The 16,300-nt window shown below is 42.4% G+C and carries 15 protein-coding genes and 5 tRNA genes; 14 read left to right on the top strand and 6 right to left on the bottom strand.

From position 1 onward, the window contains the following. Positions 1–81 precede the first annotated feature (81 nt). Positions 82–993 carry a hypothetical protein gene (locus tag B6N13_RS17185; protein ID WP_169460092.1) on the bottom strand — a complete coding sequence of 304 codons (912 nt, stop codon included), beginning with the start codon at positions 991–993 and terminating at the stop codon, positions 82–84. 54 nt (positions 994–1,047) lie between these two features. Next, complete coding sequence (locus tag B6N13_RS17180; RefSeq protein WP_048814112.1) at positions 1,048–1,233, bottom strand: hypothetical protein; 186 nt, start codon at positions 1,231–1,233, stop codon at positions 1,048–1,050. Positions 1,234–1,324: 91 nt separating this feature from the next. Between B6N13_RS17180 and yaaA the strand changes: the two genes are divergently transcribed. After that, positions 1,325–2,107, top strand: coding sequence for a peroxide stress protein YaaA (yaaA, locus tag B6N13_RS17175; RefSeq protein WP_169460091.1), 783 nt, complete (start codon positions 1,325–1,327; stop codon positions 2,105–2,107). A 34-nt stretch (positions 2,108–2,141) separates the two neighbouring features. Here yaaA and prmC read toward each other — a convergent pair whose 3' ends face one another. Genes prmC through hemA form a run of 3 tightly spaced genes read right to left on the bottom strand, consistent with a single transcriptional unit; the run spans position 2,142 to position 5,379 of the window. Beyond that, on the bottom strand, positions 2,142–2,990 hold the full coding sequence (gene prmC, locus B6N13_RS17170) for a peptide chain release factor N(5)-glutamine methyltransferase (RefSeq protein ID WP_169460090.1): 849 nt from the start codon (positions 2,988–2,990) through the stop codon (positions 2,142–2,144). Positions 2,991–3,018: 28 nt separating this feature from the next. Beyond that, entirely contained in the window at positions 3,019–4,107 is a 1,089-nt protein-coding gene (gene prfA / locus B6N13_RS17165) for a peptide chain release factor 1 (protein ID WP_012071266.1), read from the bottom strand. Between the two features lie 3 nt (positions 4,108–4,110). Further along, the gene (hemA, locus tag B6N13_RS17160) at positions 4,111–5,379 is read right to left on the bottom strand and encodes a glutamyl-tRNA reductase (protein WP_169460089.1); all 1,269 of its coding nucleotides are present in this window, start codon (positions 5,377–5,379) and stop codon (positions 4,111–4,113) included. Positions 5,380–5,601: 222 nt separating this feature from the next. Between hemA and B6N13_RS17155 the strand changes: the two genes are divergently transcribed. The 13 genes from B6N13_RS17155 to B6N13_RS17095 all read left to right on the top strand — a co-directional run bounded on the left by B6N13_RS17155 (position 5,602) and on the right by B6N13_RS17095 (position 13,504). After that, positions 5,602–7,389, top strand: coding sequence for a tetratricopeptide repeat protein (locus tag B6N13_RS17155; protein ID WP_248280377.1), 1,788 nt, complete (start codon positions 5,602–5,604; stop codon positions 7,387–7,389). Further along, positions 7,386–7,964 carry a lipoprotein insertase outer membrane protein LolB gene (gene lolB, locus B6N13_RS17150; RefSeq protein ID WP_169460087.1) on the top strand — a complete coding sequence of 193 codons (579 nt, stop codon included), beginning with the start codon at positions 7,386–7,388 and terminating at the stop codon, positions 7,962–7,964. Before B6N13_RS17155 ends, lolB begins: the two co-directional genes overlap by 4 nt. Then, positions 7,949–8,866 (top strand): 4-(cytidine 5'-diphospho)-2-C-methyl-D-erythritol kinase, encoded by a 918-nt coding sequence (ispE, locus tag B6N13_RS17145; RefSeq protein WP_169460086.1) that lies wholly within the window; start codon positions 7,949–7,951, stop codon positions 8,864–8,866. Before lolB ends, ispE begins: the two co-directional genes overlap by 16 nt. Positions 8,867–8,904: 38 nt before the next feature. Continuing rightward, on the top strand, positions 8,905–9,852 hold the full coding sequence (locus B6N13_RS17140) for a ribose-phosphate diphosphokinase (protein ID WP_110577430.1): 948 nt from the start codon (positions 8,905–8,907) through the stop codon (positions 9,850–9,852). Between the two features lie 69 nt (positions 9,853–9,921). Further along, positions 9,922–10,500 (top strand): 50S ribosomal protein L25/general stress protein Ctc, encoded by a 579-nt coding sequence (locus B6N13_RS17135; protein ID WP_012071272.1) that lies wholly within the window; start codon positions 9,922–9,924, stop codon positions 10,498–10,500. A gap of 21 nt (positions 10,501–10,521) precedes the next feature. After that, positions 10,522–11,106: an aminoacyl-tRNA hydrolase gene (gene pth, locus B6N13_RS17130; protein ID WP_012071273.1), complete on the top strand. Its 585-nt coding sequence runs from the start codon at positions 10,522–10,524 to the stop codon at positions 11,104–11,106. 25 nt (positions 11,107–11,131) lie between these two features. Next, the gene (gene ychF, locus B6N13_RS17125; RefSeq protein ID WP_012071274.1) at positions 11,132–12,223 is read left to right on the top strand and encodes a redox-regulated ATPase YchF; all 1,092 of its coding nucleotides are present in this window, start codon (positions 11,132–11,134) and stop codon (positions 12,221–12,223) included. A 114-nt stretch (positions 12,224–12,337) separates the two neighbouring features. Next, positions 12,338–12,412: transfer RNA gene (locus tag B6N13_RS17120), tRNA-Gln, on the top strand. A 10-nt stretch (positions 12,413–12,422) separates the two neighbouring features. Next, positions 12,423–12,499: transfer RNA gene (locus tag B6N13_RS17115), tRNA-Met, on the top strand. Between the two features lie 10 nt (positions 12,500–12,509). After that, positions 12,510–12,584: transfer RNA gene (locus tag B6N13_RS17110), tRNA-Gln, on the top strand. 33 nt (positions 12,585–12,617) lie between these two features. Further along, positions 12,618–12,694 (top strand) — tRNA-Met (locus tag B6N13_RS17105). 22 nt (positions 12,695–12,716) lie between these two features. Beyond that, positions 12,717–12,791: transfer RNA gene (locus B6N13_RS17100), tRNA-Gln, on the top strand. Positions 12,792–12,904: 113 nt separating this feature from the next. Further along, the gene (locus B6N13_RS17095; protein ID WP_012071275.1) at positions 12,905–13,504 is read left to right on the top strand and encodes a TIGR04219 family outer membrane beta-barrel protein; all 600 of its coding nucleotides are present in this window, start codon (positions 12,905–12,907) and stop codon (positions 13,502–13,504) included. Between the two features lie 115 nt (positions 13,505–13,619). Here the strand turns inward: B6N13_RS17095 and clpB are convergent, their stop codons facing one another. Then, positions 13,620–16,202 carry an ATP-dependent chaperone ClpB gene (gene clpB, locus B6N13_RS17090; protein WP_012071276.1) on the bottom strand — a complete coding sequence of 861 codons (2,583 nt, stop codon included), beginning with the start codon at positions 16,200–16,202 and terminating at the stop codon, positions 13,620–13,622. Positions 16,203–16,300: the final 98 nt, after the last annotated feature.

The raw sequence follows: 16,300 nt of genomic DNA, 5'->3' as shown, positions 1-16,300 counted from the left end.
AAGCGATCCTTGAAACTTTATAAAAAGGCAGTTTTAGATAAAACCAATTTAACTTAACCATAAGATGAATTTATCTAAGTACTACTTTAGTAAGTTTCTATTTAGCCAGCGAGTAAAAACTGGTAATAAATATGTAGGTATTTGTAAAGCACCCGCTAGAGGTAAAAAGGCAGGGCCCAATAAAACACCAGCAATGCTGTATGTCAGTAAGACATTTCGATTACCAGAAGTAATCGCGGCCGTTAGTGCAATCGCTTTGCCGTGCTTGCGATAAAAAAGATAAGACAAAGCAAAGAATAAACAACACAAACCCGTTGCGATCAGAAAGTAATTCAATGCCATTATTGGGTCTTGATCAAATAACACGCGAAAACTACCAACCAATCCGAACGGAAAAGCAAACACCAACAAAATGGTATAAGGCGAAATTTTCATCAAGAAACGACTTAATGCTTCCTCTGGAAAAAAGCGATGAACCAAAAATGAAAACAGCATTGGACCAAAAATAAAAACCACTAAACGGACAAGATAACTATTCCAGTCAAGCTCCACCCTTTCGGTTTGAAAAAATATCAACGTGATAAAAATAGAAACAGGCAAAACCAATGTTGTTGCTATCGTCATCGCCATAGCTTGTAGACTATCAAAACCTAATGCCCTAACAATTGCAGGCGTAGCAAACAAAGACCCAGTAGCAGCGACGGCAACAATGGCCAATAAAAGATCTGAATCAAATGACAGCCACCAACCAATAACACTTACTACTCCCATAAATACCGCAGAATGCAACATGGCATAGAGCCATATTCCTTTACTACTCAATCGTTTAATTAATTCATTTTGCTTCATACCCAACAGTGTTAATGACATTAGGGTAAAAAGTACTATGGGTAAAAAGGGGAAAAAAGCTAACGAAATAGAAGGCAATAAAAAACCGAGTATGGCAAACACAAACATGAAAAGAAGGGAGTTTCGAACAAGGAAAAGCAACATGGGTTAAACACCTTAATAGGCAGCCCAATATAAAAACAACCGTAAACTATCGAATTATTTTTTAGAGCCGCAGCAAATTTTATTATTTTCAGGTAACTCAGCAAGCTCAATTACCCAATCAGCTCGAGCCTTATCAAAAGCCGTTCTAAGAGCCTTTAATTCATCACTTGACGCAAGAGGAACTTCTTTTTCGTTACTACTCTGACGAGAAGAAGGGAATGGTATCAGATTATTCTTCATAAATTGTCTCTATTAAAGCATTGTCTGGATATCTATCGACACTCTATGGATAATCTTTAGGAAACGCAATGATCAAGCAGATGGAATACCTATGAAGTTTTTAATATCACCAGCGAAAACATTAGACCTAACCTCGACCCCTAGTATTGATACGTTTAGCTTACCTGAACTGCTAGATGAATCTAAAGAGCTCATCGATACGATTAAACCGTATTCACCGGCGGATATAGCTTCCCTTATGAAGCTCAGCGACAAGCTTGCTACGCTTAACGTATCTCGCTATCAAGAATGGCAAAAAGAACATACTCGAGATAACAGCCGCCCTGCCATTTATACCTTTATGGGCGATGTGTACACAGGGCTAGATGCTTACTCATTAAATGAAAGTGATATGAAGTACGCACAAAAGTCCCTGCGTATTTTAAGCGGTCTGTACGGGCTGCTAAAACCATTAGATCTAATGCAGGCCTATCGATTAGAAATGGGGACCAGCCTAAAGAACGACAGAGGCAGCAACCTCTATCAATTCTGGGGAGACATCATTATTGACAAGATCAATGAAACTCTCAAAGAAGGAGAATTACTCGTCAACTTAGCTTCTAACGAGTACTTCAAAGCGGTAAACAAAAAAAAGCTAACATCACCATTAATTAGCCCAAACTTTCTCGACGAAAAAAACGGCAAATTTAAAGTGATTAGCTTTTATGCAAAAAAAGCCCGTGGCTTGATGGCTCGCTATCTCATTGAAAATCGCTGTGAAACGCTAGAAGAACTTAAGGCATTTGACCTTGCTGGTTATCGCTATGATCCTCAGCAATCAACAAAAGATACTCCTGTGTTTATTCGCCCAGAAAGCGCAGAGCCAAAGAAATAAAGCGACCAAACGAAGTAAGCGCTAACTCTAGCGCTTACTTCTTTAAACTATATTGCCCAATGGTAACCCGATCATTACCACCGAAATCTTGAAAACTCTCGACGGCAGCGAAGCCAGCCTCAATGAAACATTTTCGAACCGATGCAGCCTGATCATAACCATGCTCAAACATCAGATAAGCATTTTGCTGCATAAACTTAGGGGCAACCTCAATAATATGCTCAATGTCTGCCATACCATGATTATCAGCCACCAAGGCACTTTTAGGTTCAAAACGCACATCACCTTGTGACAAATGTTCATCATCAGGGTCAATATATGGCGGATTTGACACGATCAAATCAAATGGCTCGCAACCTTCCAATGCATCAAACCAACTACTTTGCAGAAAATCCACGTTGCTGAGTTTATTACGTAGCGCATTACGCTTAGCTAAAGCCACGGCATCCTCAACCAGATCCACACCCATAACAGTCGATTTAGGCTGCTCTGACGCCAGCGACAAGGCAATTGCGCCTGTTCCAGTACCAAGATCTAGAATGCGATTCACTTTGCTTATATCAAGCACAGACAAAGCCAATTCCACCAGCCGTTCAGTGTCAGCTCGAGGAATCAGAGTACAAGGAGCAACCTCAAGGTCTAGGTTCCAAAATGCCTGCTGCCCCAACAAATAGGCAACAGGCTCCCCAAGCTCTCGTCGAGCTAATAAGCCATTAAAACGCTCTACGTCTGACGTACTGACCAGTTTTTCTGGCCAGGTATAAAAATAGGAAGTTGATACAGCCAAGACATGAGCAAGCAATAACTGCGCATCTAACTGAGCCGTCTCAGAGACAAAAATAAGGCGCTCGTAAGCGCCTTTTAGTAGTTCATCAATTCGCATATGCGATGATTACCTTTATTTATTCAGATTAATTGTCGCCACTTAACGCTGCCAACTGCTCCGCTTGAAACTCGTTCACTAGCGGGTTGATCAATGAGTCTAATTCACCAGCAACAATTTCATCTAATTTATATAAAGTTAAATTGATGCGATGATCAGTCACTCGGCCTTGTGGGTAGTTGTATGTGCGGATACGTTCAGAACGATCGCCACTACCGACCAAGGATTTACGTGTTTCAGATTGCTCACTTGCCGCTTTTTCTAACTCTGCCGCTTGCAAGCGAGACGCAAGCAAAGACATGGCTTTAGCACGGTTTTTATGCTGCGAACGCTCTTCCTGACACTCAACCACAACCCCCGTTGGAATATGCGTCAGACGAATAGCCGAGTCTGTTTTGTTAACGTGTTGACCACCCGCTCCAGAGGCACGGAAAGTATCAATACGTAAATCGGATTTGTTAATGATAATATCATCCACTTCATCCATTTCGGGCATCACAGCGACGGTACAAGCAGACGTATGAATACGTCCTTGCGATTCCGTTGCCGGAACACGCTGGACTCGATGAGCACCAGACTCAAACTTCAATTTAGAATAAGCACCTTCACCAACGATACGAGCAATCACTTCTTTATAGCCACCATGCTCACCATCGCTTGCACTGACGATTTCAACTTTCCAACGTTGCGTCTCTGCATAACGAGAATACATACGGAATAAATCACCAGAGAAAATAGACGCTTCATCACCACCAGTACCAGCACGCACTTCTAAGAACACATTACGAGAATCGTTCGGATCTTTAGGTAAAAGCAACTTTTGCAGTACCAGCTGAAGCTCTTCTTTTTGTGCCAGACCGGCTTTGTATTCCTCCACACCCATTTCTTTTATGTCTGGGTCGGCATCCGTCATCATCAATTCAGCTTCGGCAATATTTTCATCTATTTGCTGAAACTCATTAAAACACTTAACAACAGGTTCAAGCTCTGCGTACTCTTTGGAATAAGCACGGAACAAATCTTGATCCATAATGACTTCAGCAACACCTAATAGTGCGGCTAACTCGTCATAGCGATCAGATAAACTTTCTAATTTTAACTTTATGGATTCTTTCATTTTTTAATTATCTTTTTCTTCGTAAATGCCCAATACACTTGAGGCAATGATTAATGCGTCTTGATCGGCGTCGGCACCAGCATCACGCAGATAGCGTGTTGGCGCATGAATGAGCTTATTCATTAAGCCATGAGCAAGTTTATTAAGAACTTGCTCAGGAGACTGTCCCATTTCAAGACCTTTTAGAGCTTTTTCCAGTTCTGTATTTTTTATGGCCTCAGCGGATTGCCTAAAGGTCACTATTAGGTCAGATACTTTTCTCGACTCAACCACTCGTCGATAAGAATCAACCCCTTCTTCGATCATCTGCTCGGCCGCTTTCGCCGCATCTTGCCTTGCTCTTACATTTTCTTCAATCACTGAATGAAGATCATCGACTGTATAAAGGTACGCGTCGTTTACTTCTTCCACTTCTGGCTCAATATCACGAGGGACAGCAATATCAATTAACAACATTGGCGAATGACGACGTTGCGACGTTGCGCGCTCTACCATGCCTTTGCCAATAATAGGTAACTGACTTGCAGTAGAAGAGATAACGATATCAGCCTGTGATAAATAATCACCAATGTCACCCAACATAATGGCTTCAGCATTTAGCTCATCAGCTAAAATTTGGGCTCGCGCCAAGGTTCGGTTGGCCACAATGATGTGTTTAATACCATTTTCTTTAAGATGCCTGGCTACTAGTTCAATGGTTTGGCCTGCCCCAATTAACAAAGCAGTACTGTTTCTAATATCCGCAAAAATACGTTGTGCAAGACTCACTGCGGCGAACGCGATAGAAACAGGGTTTTCACCAATGGCTGTATCGGTACGTACACGTTTAGCAACAGAGAAAGTACGCTGAAATAAAGACTCTAGCTCAGGACCAATACAAGAGCCTTCTTGCGAAACCGCATAAGCAGACTTTACCTGCCCAAGAATTTGAGGCTCGCCTAGAATCAATGAATCTAATCCTGATGCCACTCGCATAACATGACGAACACTATCGTCATCAGCGTGCGTATAACAATATTGCTGTAGCTCAGGTAAAGCAATTCCGTGATATTTGCCAAGCCAAGCAATCACGTCATCCACCTTACTAAGATCTTCAACCGAACAATACAACTCGGTGCGATTACAGGTCGATACTATTACTGCTTCATTGGCTTTATTCTCAGATATCAGAGAAGACAAGGCATCGATCATCTTTTCAGGCGCAAAGGCCACACGCTCACGTATCGAAACCGGCGCAGTTTTGTGATTTATACCTACAGTGATTAGCGGCATTCAGGACTCTTCTCAAAAATCGAGATCTTAAGGTAATGACAAGAACAAGCATTGCTCCAACATGACTCTTTACATAAAGAAGACACATTATACGAGAAATTAGCTTTTTTTCGCACCCCATATACTCAATAAAAGTAATAGGATTAGTTTATAGTTATGACTGACATAAAGAGCAGCTAACGATACCATAAGGGTTGTATGAATTTAGCATCGAGAAAAAATATGCCTGTTGTTTTAGGCCCTGCACACAAGAAGGCCTCCCAAAAGCCCATTACAAAAGGGGTTTTATTATTTTTCACTCTTCTAAGCTTGCCGCTTCTAAGCGCATGCAGTCAAAATACAGCCCTACAAAACACCTTATCACCCAGCGTAGATACGCCTAAAGCTGAGACCTTTGCTAATCAGGGCAAAATTAAGGAATTACTCAATGCCGAATTCACCCTACAAAGAGAAGGTCCGAACAAAGCCTTTGAAGCTTTCTACGAATTAGCCAGCCAGTCTGGCGATATCACTTTGATCGAAAGACTGACACACATTGCAGTAGTCTCTCAAAATCACCTTTATATAGAAAGAAGTGCAAACTTGTGGCTCTCTGTCGATCCTACATCAGCAACGGCTTATTCTTTAAAGCTACAGGTTCTCATCAAAGATAACCGCGCAGAGGAAGTAACGACTCTACTAACGAACGCGATTAGACATAAAGTATCACTACGTTTCTTACCCATCTATCTTGAAGATAATGTCCGCGATAGTGATCAAGTCAATACCATAGAATCTGCAATTTATGCACTGTCGCCAGAGTTAAAAAACAATCAGTACATACAAGTAAGCTACGCACATATTTTACTACTTTCAGGTAAATACCAGCTTGCTATTAATACATCAGAGCAACTATTAGCCAAACCCAATACAGAGAAAAGCGAAGCACTTTATCTCATTTTAGCCTTTAGCCAAAAAAGTCTTGGCCAGACGGATGAAGCAATAAAAACATTACAAACAGCCTCTAAACACTTCCCCAAAAATACCAGATTAATCACACCGTTGATCGACTTCTTAGTTGAAAATAAACAACCAAAGATTGCTACCGAGATTTATCAAAAAACAAATTTAGAAACGCCAGAAAAACTACAAGTTGGCATTAATTTAATGCGTACCCTACTGGAACACAACCAACCAGGATTAGCATTAGCCGCTGCCAACCATCTTCCCGAAAAACAACTAGGACTATCCGATCAGGTTCAGTATTTAACAGCCATCGCGCTAGCTCAATTAGACAAAAAAGCACAAGCTATAAAAGTGATGGAACAAGTTAACGGCGCCTTACGCACCAATGCCACTAATCAAATAGCCCTATGGCTTTATGATGACAACAAAGAAAATGATATCAATAACATGGTATTAAGTAGAACAGCGCGAGAAAACATGCCTGAGCAAGTTGCTGCTATCGGTCGTCTTCATGAAGAAAAAGGCCATACTGATTTATCATTCGAATTGATCAGTAATGCTCTTATCGCACTTCCAGAATCTGACGCTTTGCGCTACCAAAAAGCACTACTCGCTGACACTCTAGGGATGTGGAAGGTCACGGAGAAAGAATTAACAACCTTACTGCAAAAGGATCCGGACAATCCGCAGTACTTAAACGCTCTCGGTTATACGTTACTTACCCGAACCAAAAGAATAGATGAAGCCATGAAGTACATTGAGTCGGCTTATGAAAAAGCAGACAGTGACCCCGCTATTATTGATAGCCTTGGCTGGGGGTTCTTTCTGAAAGGAGAGTTTGAGCAGTCTTCTTATTATTTGAAAAAAGCTTGGTCCATTCTACCAGACGCTGAAATAGCAGCTCATTATGGCGAATCACTATGGAAACAACGCCATTACAAAGAAGCAATAGCCGTATGGGAAGCGGCTTTAGAAACTTCACCCGATACACCACTTTTACTCGACACCATTAAACGACTGTCACCGTCGTTACTTGAAGAACAAAAACAGGACAAAACGTCATGACTTATCGCACGCTCTGTATTCTTGCTTTTATCGCACTTATTAGCGCCTGTAGCTCCAGACCAACAGGACCTACAACACCACCGCCAGAAAGTGTTAGCGCCATTTCGAAATGGGAAACATCTGGTAGAGTGGGTATACGAACAAAAAATGATGCTGTTTCCGGCAACTTCAATTGGCAAAAAGATCCAAAAACATTTGCCTTAAGTATCGTTGGTCCTTTCGGACAAGGTGCGACTCACTTAAACCAATCAAATGATGGCGTTGTGACATTAGCCTATGAAGATACCGTCGTCACAGGCAACAATCCAGAGACCTTACTACAACAAGAGTTAGGCTGGGAGTTCCCTGTCAACCAAGTCACCTATTGGATTAGGGGACTAGCCTATCCAAATTCTGCGGCTAAAATAAGCAAAGACCCAGACAGTCAATTGCCAAATAAAATAGAACAAGATGGCTGGCTTATTACCTATAGCAACTTCACTAAGGTAGATGGTTTGTCTTTACCGCAAAAAATGCAGGTATCAAACCCTCCATTTAGAGTCAATCTGATCATTAACCAATGGACTATTCAGTAAACAAGATGCAACTACCTTCTCCTGCAAAATTAAATTTATTTTTACACATTACAGGTCGACGAGAAGACGGCTATCATAAACTACAAACATTGTTTCAGTTTATCGATTTATGTGACACGCTCGATTTTTCACTAACAAGAAATAACCAAATCACAATTTCACCTATTATTGAGCAGCTCCCTACAGAAGATAACCTGATTTATAAAGCGGCAAAATTACTGACACCGTTCAAGAAAGATTCAACATTCGGCATCGATATTATCTTAACAAAACAATTACCTATGGGTGGTGGAATTGGTGGCGGCAGCTCAAACGCAGCAACAGCTTTACTAGCGCTAAACGTGTTATGGGGATGCCAGCTTTCTTTGGAAAAGCTAGCTGAATTAGGCGTGCAATTAGGTGCCGACATTCCTGTTTTTGTCATGGGGTTCGCAGCCTTTGCCGAAGGCGTTGGAGAGAAGCTGCAAAAAGTCGAGTTAGATACACCGTATTTTTTGCTCATTAAGCCCAATTGTCACGTCTCAACTGGTCAAATATTTACCGATAAATATTTGACAAGAGACACCCCTCCCATCAGAATATCGCACGCCTTGAAGCTGGGTGGGCATAATGATTGCTTAGACGTGGTAAAAAAGCACAATCCTGAGGTGAATGAAGTGTATCTATGGTTGAAAAATTATGGTGACGCGAAGCTTACAGGAACAGGTGCTTGTCTATTTTTAGCATTCGATAATTTGCGCGACGCCGAACGAGTAAGATCGTCTACACCGACAAAATGGCAGAGTTGGGTTTGCCGTGGCTGTAACACTTCTCCAACACACGCTGCGCTAAACCAGTGGATTGAGCAAAATCGAGGTGTGCCACATATAAAACACCACCTCAGCCAGTCTTTTCTTGGCTAATAAATAGTCATCGCTACAAAATACAAAGGGTATATACAGTGTCCAAGTTGATGGTTTTTACCGGTAATGCAAACCCTGAACTCGCTCGCAGGGTGGTACGCCGCCTAGGGTTACCTATTGGAAATGCAACCGTAGGTAAGTTTAGCGACGGTGAGATTACGGTCGAGATCAATGAAAATGTTCGAGGTAAAGACGTTTTTATTATCCAATCTACATGTGCACCTAGTAATGACAATTTAATGGAACTTATCGTTATGGCAGACGCTTTACGCCGCGCATCTGCCACTCGAGTAACAGCTGTCATCCCTTACTTTGGCTATGCTCGTCAAGATCGTCGTGTACGTTCTGCTCGTGTGCCAATTACAGCAAAAGTGGTTGCAGATATGATTTCCGCAGTGGGTATCAACCGCGTTTTAACTGTTGACCTTCATGCAGACCAAATCCAGGGCTTTTTTGATATCCCTGTTGATAACGTCTATGCAACACCTTTGTTACTTGATGATTTACAGCGCCAAGGCCATGAAAACATCACGGTTGTTTCACCAGATGTTGGCGGTGTTGTTCGAGCTCGAGCTTTTGCAAAATTACTTGATGATGCAGACTTAGCCATCATTGATAAACGTCGCCCACGTGCAAACGAAGCACAGATCATGCATTTGATCGGTGATGTAGAAGGTAAAACTTGCGTACTAGTCGATGACATGTGTGACACTGGTGGCACTTTGTGTGCCGCTGCAAAAGCCCTAAAAGAGCATGGCGCAGCCAAAGTACTTGCTTACTGCACTCACCCTGTACTATCTGGCAAAGCTATTGAAAACATTAAAAATTCCGTGCTTGATGAGTTGGTCGTGACTGATACCATCCCATTAACACAAGAGGCGCTTAACTGCCCTCAAATACGCCAATTGTCGATGTCTGACATTATGGCTGAGGCTGTTCGTCGCGTATGCAACGAAGAGTCTATCAGCGCCATGTTTGGGGCCTAAGCCAAACACTAACGCTCGGAACGGGTCGCATTTCTGGGCACAAACTTTATTTATTATTAGGAAAATACCATGTCATTATCTATTAATGCCGTAGCACGTACTCAAGAAGGTAAAGGTGCGAGCCGCCGCCTTCGTAACGAAGGCCTAGTGCCAGCTGTTATTTATGGCGGTGAGACTGCTCCAGTATCTATTTCTTTCAAAGACAACGAGCTACTTAAAGCTGTTGGCACTCCAGGCTTCCTAACAGGCCTAGTTGAAGTAACTGTAGAAGGCAAAACTGAGCAAGTTCTTGTTAAAGCACTACAACGCCACCCATCAACTGGCGCTGTAATGCACATGGACCTTCAGCGCGCTCAAGCTGATAAAGCAATCACTACACGCGTTCCTTTAAGCTTCATCAATGCGGCACAAAGTGAAGGTGTTAGTAAGCAAGGTGGTCGTTTGACTGTTGAGTCTAAATTGGCTGAAGTTCGTTGCCTACCAGCAAACCTTCCTGAAGTATTGACAGTAGACGTGATCAAAGGCCAACTTGATCAAATTTTCCACTTGTCTGATGTTATCCTTCCTGAAGGCGTAGAGCTTGTGTCTTTGCTTAAAGGCGAAGATCACGACCAACCTATCGCTCGTATTGGTAAGTCTAAACGTTAAGATCTCATTGAAGGCAGTATTGTGGCAGGTTTCAGATTATTAGTAGGCTTGGGAAATCCAGGCAGCGAATACGAGAACACTCGCCACAATGCAGGCGCTCAGTGGATTGAGGCATTGGCTCGTCAGAGCCAATGCTCTCTTCGTTCTGAGAAAAAATTTTTTGGCCAATTTGGCAAAGTTTATATAGCTGGTGAAGAGTGCTATCTCCTTATTCCCACCACCTATATGAATTTAAGCGGTAAAGCGGTTCAGGCTGTTTGCCAGTTTTATAAAATCCCTCCTGAAGAAGTCCTTGTGATTCACGATGAACTAGACATCCCCCCTGGTACCGCCAAATTAAAACAAGGCGGTGGACATGGTGGCCACAACGGATTAAAAGATATTATTTCAAAGCTGGCGAACAATAGAGAATTTGGTCGCCTCAGAATCGGCATCGGACACCCCGGCCATGCAAGCCAAGTTGCCAATTACGTTCTGAAAAAGGCCGCTCCAGACGATTACACTAAAATAGAACAAGCAATCGACGAATCATTACGCTATGTGGATGATATCGTTCGCGGCAATCTAAATGCCGTAATGAATCAGCTACACAGCTTCAAAGCATAATCATTTAATTATTAGGAATCTCACTATGGGTTTTAATTGCGGCATCGTTGGGCTACCTAACGTTGGTAAATCGACTCTATTTAATGCATTAACCAAAGCTGGCATTGGCGCAGAAAACTTTCCGTTCTGCACTATCGAGCCAAACGCTGGCGTTGTTGCTATGCCAGATCCACGCTTAGACGCACTAGCTGAAATAGTAAAACCTGAACGTGTTCTAGCAACTACAATGGAGTTTGTTGATATTGCAGGCCTCGTAGAAGGCGCCTCAAAAGGTGAAGGCCTTGGTAACAAGTTTCTAGCTAACATCCGGGAAACCGATGCTATTGCTCACGTTGTTCGCTGTTTTGAAGACGAGAACGTTATTCACGTTTCAAACCATGTCAATCCAAAACTAGATATTGAAGTTATTAACCTTGAGTTGATCTTTGCTGATATCGAATCCATCGACAAGCAACTATTCCGCACTGCAAAAAATGCTAAAAGCGGCAACAAAGAAGCTATTGCCCATAAAGCATTCCTAGAAAGTATCAAAGAACACCTAGAAAACGGTTTACCTGTTCGCTCCATGGAAATGTCTGATGAGCAGAAAAAAGAAGTCCGTTCTTTACACCTTCTTACAACGAAACCAACCATGTACATTGCTAACGTTGCTGAAGATGGTTTTGAAAATAACCCGCACCTTGATCAAGTTCGCGCAATAGCAGAAGCTGAAGGCGCAATGGTAGTACCTATCTGTAATCAACTTGAAGCAGAAATATCTGAGCTAGATACAGAAGAGATGCAAGAGTTCCTTGATGAGATGGGCATGGAAGAACCTGGGCTGGATCGAGTGATTCGTGCAGGTTATGAATTGCTAGGCCTTCAGACCTACTTTACAGCTGGTGTAAAGGAAGTACGTGCTTGGACAGTCAAACAAGGCGCAACAGGCCCACAGGCTGCTGGTGTGATCCATACGGACTTTGAAAAAGGCTTCATCCGTGCAGAAGTCATCAGCTATAACGATTTCATCCAATACAAGGGTGAAAGTGGCGCTAAAGAAGCGGGTAAATGGCGCCTTGAAGGGAAAGACTACATAGTAAAAGATGGCGATGTCATGCATTTCCGCTTTAATGTTTAACAGATAATAAAACATTTTTAGAAAAACACTTGACCCATTAACGGGTTATATGAATAATATCGCGCCACAGAGGCAGTAGATTGATTCATATAAACTGTTTTTGTGTCAGTCTGTTGGGGTATAGCCAAGCGGTAAGGCAACGGGTTTTGATCCCGTCATGCGTAGGTTCGAATCCTTCTACCCCAGCCAACAGACTAAAGGCTATGTAGCTCAGTTGGTTAGAGCACATCACTCATAATGATGGGGTCACTAGTTCGAATCTAGTCATAGCCACCAATTTGATAATTGGGGTATAGCCAAGCGGTAAGGCAACGGGTTTTGATCCCGTCATGCGTAGGTTCGAATCCTTCTACCCCAGCCATCGATAGATAATCAGTAATAGATATACAGTTAAGGCTATGTAGCTCAGTTGGTTAGAGCACATCACTCATAATGATGGGGTCACTAGTTCGAATCTAGTCATAGCCACCAACTTATAAAAGAAATCCTTTATTGGGGTATAGCCAAGCGGTAAGGCAACGGGTTTTGATCCCGTCATGCGTAGGTTCGAATCCTTCTACCCCAGCCATCTATGTAAATATTCCTCACAATAAACCATATCTTCTCCTTATTTCATTGGTTTTTACTTCTCTTCAACCTATAATTAGACAAAATTTATCACTCGATATATGGACACTAATTATGAAATCAGCTCTTTTACTTTCGACCGCTTTGTTGGCAAGTGCTGCTCACGCTGATGTACTTGGTTTAACCGCTGAAGCTGGCTCCTACATAACCAATGATGGCGAAGACTTTAACACCTACTTTGGTGTTGCTGTCGAACACCCAATCCCACTGATTCCTAATTTCCGCATTCAACACCAAGAGTTAGAAGGCAAAGAAAGCGGCACAAAAATAGACACGTCTTATAACGACTATACACTTTACTACGAATTCCTAGACGGCCTTTTATGGTTAGATCTAGATGCAGGTATTACTCTACGCAGCATTGATGGCTCTATCGGTTCTACAGATGTTAGTGACTCCTACCCACTAGGCTACCTATCTGCTTATGTTTCCCTACCGGGTACAAGTATTTCCGTCGGTGGTGAATTTAAGGCTGGCGGCGGCAGCGATGCCAGTATTACCGACACCATGCTTAAAGTGAAATTTCAACCACTATATTTTGGCGGCCTAGAAGCAGGCTACCGCAAAGTTCACCATGATATAGACGATATCGATGGCTCAAGCTTTGATGCGAAGTTCACTGGTGTATTCATTGGTGCTTTCGTAGACTTCTAATTATTAGCTCTCTAGGCTCCAATCTTAGCCATTAGCTTTCAAAATAAAAATCCCGCTGAAATCAAAACACTTCAGCGGGATTTTTTATTTCATTTGTAAAATATTAGAGGCAATACTAATTAGCTTTTGAGAAGCCAATCACCCCTTCAGAAACATCAGCGACAATATTATCCCCCATGACAAAATGCCCTGATAGCAACTCATTTGCCAGTGGGTTTTCTATCCATTTCTGTATCGCACGTTTCAACGGACGAGCACCGTATACAGGATCATAACCCACCTCAACCAACTGATCTGATGCGGCATCCGTTAACACCAAAGACATCCCCATTTCAGCTAATCTGTCATTCAAATGCGAGAGCTGAACTGTAGCAATACCTTTAATTTGTGACTTCATCAATGGATGGAAAACAACAGTCTCATCGATACGGTTAATAAACTCAGGACGGAAGTGCATTCCAACCACTTCCATCACTTTCGCTTTAATTTCTTCATATTGATCAGCAGACCGATACTCTTGAATCAAATCAGAACCCAAGTTCGACGTCATAACAATCACAGTGTTTCTAAAGTCTACAGTACGCCCCTGCCCATCAGTTAATCGACCATCGTCCAGAACCTGCAAAAGAATGTTGAAAACATCAGGATGCGCTTTTTCAACTTCATCAAGTAGTAACACTGAATAAGGTCGGCGTCTTACCGCTTCAGTCAGATACCCCCCCTCTTCATAACCTACATAGCCTGGAGGCGCACCAATCAAACGAGCAACAGAGTGTTTTTCCATAAATTCAGACATATCGATTCGAACCATGGCCTGCTCAGTATCAAAAAGGAACCGCGCTAGAGATTTACACAACTCCGTTTTCCCCACACCAGTAGGGCCCAAGAAGAGAAAAGAGCCATTCGGTCTATTCGGATCAGCCAAACCAGAACGAGAGCGACGAACGGCGTTAGAAACCGCCAAAACAGCTTCATCCTGACCCATAACTGATTCATGCAGCGCGTCTTCCATGCGCAGCAGTTTATCTCGCTCGCCTTCCAACATTTTATCTATAGGGATCCCAGTCCACCGCGAAACAACTGTCGCAATCTCTTCCTCAGTAACACGTCTTTTCAGCAATCGCGTTTCTGTCGTTTCTTCCGCCTTACTGGCTTTTTCTATTTCAGCCTCTAACATTGGAATTACGCCATATTGGAGCTCTGACATTTTTGCTAAATTACCACTGCGACGAGCTTCTTCCATTTCATGACGCACAGTTTCAAGATCTTCTTTGAGTTTTTGAGCACCTTGAACTGCAGCTTTTTCAGCATTCCAGATCTCTTCTAAATCAGAAAACTGTTTCTGCAAGTTATCAATTTCAACATCCAACTCTTCTAAACGAAGCTTAGACGCTTTATCCTTTTCTTTTTTAAGCGCTTCTTTTTCAATCTTCAATTGAATCAAGCGACGCTCTAAACGATCCATGTCTTCTGGCTTAGAATCCATTTCCATACGAATACGGCTGCCTGCTTCATCAATCAAATCAATCGCCTTATCCGGTAATTGACGATCTGTAATGTAGCGCTGCGAAAGCTTAGCGGCCGCAATAATGGCAGAGTCGGTAATATCAACACCATGATGGACTTCATAGCGCTCTTTTAGACCACGTAAAATAGCAATGGAATCCAATACACTTGGCTCTTCCACCAGTACTTTTTGGAATCGTCTTTCCAATGCTGCATCTTTTTCAATAAATTGGCGATACTCATCCAATGTCGTCGCGCCAACACAATGCAACTCACCGCGAGCAAGAGCTGGTTTAAGCATGTTACCAGCGTCCATTGAACCCTCAGATTTACCTGCCCCCACCATAGTATGGATTTCATCGATAAATAAAATTACTTGGCCCTCTTGTTTTGCTAATTCATTAAGCAAAGCTTTTAGGCGCTCTTCAAACTCACCTCGATATTTAGCACCAGCAATCAAAGCAGCCATATCAAGAGACAAAACACGCTTATTTTTCAGTCCTTCAGGCACTTCGCCATTAATAATTCGCTGCGCTAAACCTTCCACGATAGCGGTCTTACCCACGCCTGGCTCACCAATTAAAACAGGGTTATTCTTACGCCGACGCTGCAAAACTTGAATCGTACGGCGTATTTCATCATCTCGACCAATAACAGGATCAAGTTTACCTTCTGCTGCTCTCGCGGTTAAATCAACGGTGTATTTATCTAATGCTTGACGATTTTCCTCTGCATCAGGATCATTTACCGAATCACCACCACGAATACTATCAATTAGCACTGCAATATCTGCCTTAGTGACGCCACTTGCTTTTAAGCTTTTTGCAAGGTCATCTTTACCATCAAACATCGCCATCAACACGAGCTCAGAAGATATATATTGATCTTTTCGCTTCTGTGCCTCTTTGTCGGCTAGGTTAAGCAATCGCCCCAACTCTGGAGACATCTGCACATTGCCGTCGTGATCATTTACTTTTGGAAGACGAGACAATAGATCATTCAGGCTCTCACGGAATTTAGCAACAGGAATACCTGCTTGCTGAAGAATTGGACGAGTACTCCCCCCCTGTTGATCCAACAGAGCTATCATCAAATGAAGTGGCTCAATATAGGAGTGATCTTGCCCAAGGGCAACGGATTGGGCATCGGAAAGTGCTAGTTGTAATTTACTGGTTAAACGATCTATACGCATGACCTGACATCCTTTGTAAAATAAGATGGAATATTTCAATTAAAAGCTTAATAGCCTTTAAAAATGAATTTTCAAGCTCCGTAGTGTCATTTTTTTGA

Source organism: Marinomonas sp. UCMA 3892 (assembly GCF_012726345.1).
GTDB lineage: Bacteria > Pseudomonadota > Gammaproteobacteria > Pseudomonadales > Marinomonadaceae > Marinomonas.
Note: the sequence above shows the minus strand (reverse complement) of the source record. Positions and strands in the feature narration are given on the sequence as shown.

Coding starts and splice junctions, on each gene's coding strand:
- B6N13_RS17185 (WP_169460092.1), bottom strand. CDS start 993: ATGTTGCTTTTCCTTGTTCGAAACTCCCTTCTTTTCATGTTTGTGTTT.
- B6N13_RS17180 (WP_048814112.1), bottom strand. CDS start 1,233: ATGAAGAATAATCTGATACCATTCCCTTCTTCTCGTCAGAGTAGTAAC.
- yaaA (WP_169460091.1), top strand. CDS start 1,325: ATGAAGTTTTTAATATCACCAGCGAAAACATTAGACCTAACCTCGACC.
- prmC (WP_169460090.1), bottom strand. CDS start 2,990: ATGCGAATTGATGAACTACTAAAAGGCGCTTACGAGCGCCTTATTTTT.
- prfA (WP_012071266.1), bottom strand. CDS start 4,107: ATGAAAGAATCCATAAAGTTAAAATTAGAAAGTTTATCTGATCGCTAT.
- hemA (WP_169460089.1), bottom strand. CDS start 5,379: ATGCCGCTAATCACTGTAGGTATAAATCACAAAACTGCGCCGGTTTCG.
- B6N13_RS17155 (WP_248280377.1), top strand. CDS start 5,602: ATGCCTGTTGTTTTAGGCCCTGCACACAAGAAGGCCTCCCAAAAGCCC.
- lolB (WP_169460087.1), top strand. CDS start 7,386: ATGACTTATCGCACGCTCTGTATTCTTGCTTTTATCGCACTTATTAGC.
- ispE (WP_169460086.1), top strand. CDS start 7,949: ATGGACTATTCAGTAAACAAGATGCAACTACCTTCTCCTGCAAAATTA.
- B6N13_RS17135 (WP_012071272.1), top strand. CDS start 9,922: ATGTCATTATCTATTAATGCCGTAGCACGTACTCAAGAAGGTAAAGGT.
- ychF (WP_012071274.1), top strand. CDS start 11,132: ATGGGTTTTAATTGCGGCATCGTTGGGCTACCTAACGTTGGTAAATCG.
- B6N13_RS17095 (WP_012071275.1), top strand. CDS start 12,905: ATGAAATCAGCTCTTTTACTTTCGACCGCTTTGTTGGCAAGTGCTGCT.
- clpB (WP_012071276.1), bottom strand. CDS start 16,202: ATGCGTATAGATCGTTTAACCAGTAAATTACAACTAGCACTTTCCGAT.